This window comes from Mycobacterium sp., from assembly GCF_035603715.1.
Taxonomy (GTDB): Bacteria; Actinomycetota; Actinomycetes; order Mycobacteriales; family Mycobacteriaceae; genus Mycobacterium.
Map to the genome: position 1 here is coordinate 1 of NZ_DATNJW010000351.1, position 4,805 is coordinate 4,805.

5 protein-coding genes are annotated in these 4,805 nt (G+C 66.5%); 3 read left to right on the forward strand and 2 right to left on the reverse strand.

Annotated features, from left to right (window positions below):
- The first annotated feature begins 124 nt into the window (after positions 1–124).
- The 3 genes from VN856_RS14570 to VN856_RS14580 all read left to right on the forward strand — a co-directional run bounded on the left by VN856_RS14570 (position 125) and on the right by VN856_RS14580 (position 3,621).
- Positions 125–892, forward strand: a complete 768-nt coding sequence (locus VN856_RS14570; RefSeq protein WP_325690193.1) for an alpha/beta hydrolase — start codon at positions 125–127, stop codon at positions 890–892.
- 247 nt (positions 893–1,139) lie between these two features.
- Positions 1,140–2,234 carry a phenazine antibiotic biosynthesis protein gene (locus VN856_RS14575; RefSeq protein ID WP_325690195.1) on the forward strand — a complete coding sequence of 365 codons (1,095 nt, stop codon included), beginning with the start codon at positions 1,140–1,142 and terminating at the stop codon, positions 2,232–2,234.
- A gap of 22 nt (positions 2,235–2,256) precedes the next feature.
- Positions 2,257–3,621, forward strand: coding sequence for an aldehyde dehydrogenase family protein (locus VN856_RS14580; protein WP_325690201.1), 1,365 nt, complete (start codon positions 2,257–2,259; stop codon positions 3,619–3,621).
- 25 nt (positions 3,622–3,646) lie between these two features.
- Here VN856_RS14580 and VN856_RS14585 read toward each other — a convergent pair whose 3' ends face one another.
- Positions 3,647–3,907, reverse strand: a complete 261-nt coding sequence (locus tag VN856_RS14585) for a type B 50S ribosomal protein L31 (RefSeq protein WP_325690197.1) — start codon at positions 3,905–3,907, stop codon at positions 3,647–3,649.
- Positions 3,904–4,805: ribosome hibernation factor-recruiting GTPase MRF (gene mrf, locus VN856_RS14590; RefSeq protein WP_325690199.1), on the reverse strand; the 902-nt coding region annotated here is incomplete at its 5' end. The genes VN856_RS14585 and mrf, both read right to left, overlap by 4 nt.

Genomic DNA, 4,805 nt, shown 5'->3' on the forward strand with positions numbered 1-4,805 from the left:
CGGTGGGAGACGATCAAGAAGTGGGCGGTGCTCGACCACGACCTCTCCGTCGACGGTGGCCAATTGACCCCGTCGCTCAAGGTCAAGCGCGGCGTTGTCGCTGAGCAGAACAAGGAGACCTTGGATGGCTTCTACTCCTGAGCCGGTCGCGGAGCTCCCCGATGCCGCTAACGCGGCGCTACCGGGACCCCTGCTCCGCACGCTCGAGTGGCGCACCGGCCTGGAGTACGTTTCGGCTCGGCTGGCGATGCGCCGTATCGCGGGCTGGCCGCACGGCGACGGGCATCCCGTTCTCGTGTTGCCGGGGTTCCTGGCCGGCCCGGGATCGACCGAACTGCTGCGTAACGTGTTGCGCCAGTTGGACTACCGGGTCTACGACTGGGGGCTGGGCACCAACATGGGTTATCGCGCCAGCATGAAGGAAACGCTGCCGGCGCGCCTGCACCACATCCGGGACCGGACCGACGGTCGCCGGGTGAGTCTCATCGGCTGGAGCGCCGGCGGTATCTACGCCCGCGAATTGGCCCGCGCGCTGCCCGACGATGTCCGGTCGGTGATCACCCTGGGGTCACCGTTTCGGGGCAATCACCAAGCCACCACCGCGTGGCGGGTATGGCGGATGGTGAATCGCGGCGCCGACGCCACCGAAGCCGTCTCCGAACGGGCCCTGAACCGGCGAGCCCAACCATTGTCGGTGCCGACGACCTGCATCTACAGCAAATCGGACGGCATCGTGGCCTGGCAGTGCTGCACCAGCGTGCCTGCCCCTCAGACGGAGAACATCGAAGTACGTAGCAGCCATTTGGGATACGGGCATAACCTACAGACGCTGTCGGTGATCGCCGACCGGCTGGCTCAACCCGAAGGCGGCTGGCAGCCGTATCGGCGGTAGTTACAACATAGACGTCGGGATTTCGTGGATGCCGATTGTGCAGCTTGTGCAGGTGGAAATGGCGAATTCACGTATTCGAGCTGCACAGTCGACACGCTCGCGCACCAAGTGACACACCCGCGCGAGGTGTCAGGCTGGCCAATGCCGCCGCTACAGACGGTGAACGGGATACGAAAACCGCTCCCGGTAAAGCGGATTGGCGGGTGGCTGATTGCCCGGCCGATCCGGGCTGCGACATGATCGGGGGATGGCCGACATCGATTTTTCGCTGCTGGACGTGCCACGGTTAGCGCCCATGGATGACCCGGAGGCGTATCTGCGCACCGCGATCGCCTGGCACTTCGGTGAGGAAACCGGCAGCGCGTTCTGGTTGCGGACGGCCCGTACGCTGGACTTCAACCCGGTGACCGACGTCAACACCTTCACCGATCTACGACTGTTTCCCAATCTTTTGAGTGAATTGCGAACCGAGGCCGTCGAAGACCTGATTCCGCGCGGTTACGGATCACCGCCGCCGGTGCCGCAGATCTTCGAATCCGGTGGTACCACTGGCGCACCGAAACGAACTGTCCAGCTGCCGGATTGGGTAGCCCAGGTCGTCGAATGGCAGACCGAGGATTTCGCCGGCGGCGGCTTTCTGCGCGGCCGCGGCTTCCTGTGCATGATGCCCAGCGGGCCGCACGGCGTCGGCTACTTCTCCCGTCTGGTCTCCGAGCGGCTCGGCTCGACCTTTCACGCCATCGACCTCGACCCACGCTGGGTCAAGAAGATCACTGCCCGCAACGCCGCCTCGGAGGTGGCCGCCTACGTCGACCATCTCGTCGAGCAGGCGGTCCACGTCCTGCAGACCCAGCACGTCGCGAACCTGCACACCACTCCGCCGTTGCTCGAGGCGATGGCCCGCAATGACGACGTGGTCAACCTGATCAACGAGAGGATCGGCTTCATGCTGCTCAGCGGTGCGCACGTGGACGTCGACACGTTGGATCTGCTGAGCGGGATCTTCCCGAAGACGACCATCACAATGGCGTTCGGCAGCACGATGATTCTTTCCCAGGCGATCACCCGCCGCCACGACGACGACCCGTTCGTGTTCCACCCGCGCAGCCCGTACGCAACCTTCTGGGTAGTCGATCCCGATAGCGGCGACGAAGTGCCGTACGGCCACCGCGGGCAGGTGGTGATGAATCACATCAGCAAGGGCATGTTCCTCCCGAACAATCTGGAACGCGACAGTGCCATCCGGATGCCGGGACTCCCGGGCCAGGTGGGCGATTCGGTCAGCGAGGTGCGCCCCGTCGCCTCCTTCGAGGGTGAACCCGTCATCGAAGGCGTCTACTGAGATGGTCTCCGATGCAACGGATCTGATCGCCATCGATGCACTCGGCCCCGACGGCGCCTACCGGACCCGCAACCGCGAGCCGGTCATGACCACCGATGGCGTCGCCGTCGCCGAACTCAGCATCGCGCCAACGCTGTACGTCTCGCGCGCCATCGGCGCTCAACGCGGTCTGCGGCCGCTGCCGGCGCGCGAGCGGGAAGCCGCGTTGGCCAAGGCCGCCGATGCTTTTTCCAACGGGGTGATCGCTGGGCTGGATTTCGACGCCTACACCGTTGCGGCCAGCCGTATTTCGGGGGTGCCCATCTCGGTGACCCGGGCCGGCGCCCGCAGCGTTGCCGACGGTGTCGCCTCGGCTTTCGGCGCGTCGCAAGCGGCTCGGCCGACCGGCGCGACGCTGGACTGGCGCGATGAGCCCACCCGACACGGCGGTGCGGTGTGGGCCCGGCGGGGCGAAACCTTCGCGGTGCTTGCCTCCGGCAACGGCCCCGGCGTGCACGGCCTGTGGCCGCAAGCGCTCGCACTGGGTTACCGGGTAGCGGTCCGCCCGTCTCGCCGTGAGCCGCTCACCGCACACCGGCTCATCCACGCGTTGGGGCAGGCCGGATTTCGGCCGCACGACGCCGTGTATCTGCCCACCGATCATCGCGGCGCCGACGAGATGATCCGGTCGGCCGATCTTGCGATGGTCTACGGCGGCCAAGACGTCGTCGACAAATACGCCGACGACCCGACGGTGTTCGTCAACGGCCCGGGACGGGCCAAGATCCTGATCACCGACGACCACGACTGGCGCGACTACCTCGACGTGATCACCGATTCGATCGCCAATCTCGGCGGCGTGGCATGCGTCAACACCACCGCCGTGCTCTTCGAGGGCGATCCCGCTCCGTTGGCCGAGGCCATCGCCGAACGATTGTCGACGATCGCAGTGCTCCCGACCGACGACGAGCGGGCCATTCTGCCCACGCAGAACATCGACGCGGCAACGGCTTTGGCGAGTCACCTGGCAACCGTGGCCGTCGGCACCACGCCGCTGCTGGGGGCCGACCAGGTGGTCGCGACACTCAGCGACAGCTACGCGGCGCTACGCCCGGCCGTACACCTGCTGGCCAAACCCGATGTCGCCACACTGAACGTGGAATTGCCGTTCCCCTGCGTCTGGGTTTCGCCCTGGTCGCGGGCCGACGGGCTGGACCCGCTGCGGCATTCGCTGGTGATCAGCGCGATCACCGACGACGAAGACCTGATCGACGATCTGCTCGCCGAACCGACCATCGCCAACGTGTACGGCGGCCGGCATCCCACCCACCACACCGCCGCCGACATTCCGCACGACGGTTTCCTCGCCGACTTCCTCATGCGCAACAAAGGTTTCATCCGCGACTGAGGTTGTCGGCCTTGAGCTTTGGCCGCTATGACGGGCCACGGCCGTAGCGTTGGTAGAACCTTTCCACCCGGCCGGCCGTATCGAGCGTTCGCCGCGACCCCGTCCAGAACGGATGCGAGTCGCTGGATACTTCGACCACCACCAAGGGGTAGGTCTGCACACCGGTCGATGTTTCCCACTCGATGGTGCGTGAGCTCGTGATCGTCGAGCGGGTCAGAAACTGCGCGCCGGTGTTGGCGTCTTGGAACACCACCGGCCGGTAGTCGGGATGGATGCCAGGTTTCATGACGTTTCTCCGTTGTTGTTGCGGTGCGCCGAGAATTCGCCTGCCATATCGGGTGTTTCGTGGCAGGGGTCCTGGTGCCAGTCGCCGAACGGGTCGTGGTAGTGGCCCCAGGACTGCGGGTTGGCCATCTCGTCGTCGGTGAGCAGCGCGCCGTTGAGCGCATCGGCGATCGCGACCGGGTCGGCGCCGCACGCCAGAATCGTCATCGAGGTGTGCCGGTCGCCGAATCGGTGCTCCCACATCAGGTCTGCGAAGGCCCGACGCTCGGCGTCGACGTAGGCCACCTCCGATGACGTCATGGCCGCCAACCACTTTCCGGCCGAGGCAACCCGCAGACCGCCGCCGGCCGATTCGAGCCACATGACCTGGTCGCCGCGGTTGGCCAGCCACAGCCGACCGCGAGTGCGGATTACCCCGTCGAGCAGCACATCGACCGCGGCATGCAGCCGCATGGGGTGAAATGGCCGTCGCGCGCTGAATTCGAGAATCCTGATCGCTCCGTCGACAGCCAACGGCGGCAGTCCGGCCAACAGCGGGGCATGCGGCTGATCGCTGCGGCCGCGGCGGGAGTGATCGTCGAGGTGCGCCAGCGCCATCTCGACGCGGTCAACACCCACGGTGATCCGCGCGCGGGGTGCCAGCCGGCGCAACACCGCCAGCGTCGCCGGATCCGGGTGGTTGAGCACCAGGAGGTCGGCGAACTCGGCCTGGCAGACCACCACCTGAGCGACCGTGCGCCCGTCGGACAGCTCGTCACCGCCCAGGGCCTGGCCGAGCCAGTCGAGCGTCTGTACGCAACCCACCACCCCCGCGATCACCACGTCGCGGGCGGCGGGCCCGTCGAAATATCCGGGACCGACGCGCACGTGCGTGTGGTTGATCGCCCAGCAGATCGGCT

What these genes read in the sequence shown, in the direction of transcription:
- VN856_RS14570 (WP_325690193.1), top strand. Translation starts at nt 125, where the DNA reads ATGGCTTCTACTCCTGAGCCGGTCGCGGAGCTCCCCGATGCCGCTAAC.
- VN856_RS14575 (WP_325690195.1), top strand. Translation starts at nt 1,140, where the DNA reads ATGGCCGACATCGATTTTTCGCTGCTGGACGTGCCACGGTTAGCGCCC.
- VN856_RS14585 (WP_325690197.1), bottom strand. Translation starts at nt 3,907, where the DNA reads ATGAAACCTGGCATCCATCCCGACTACCGGCCGGTGGTGTTCCAAGAC.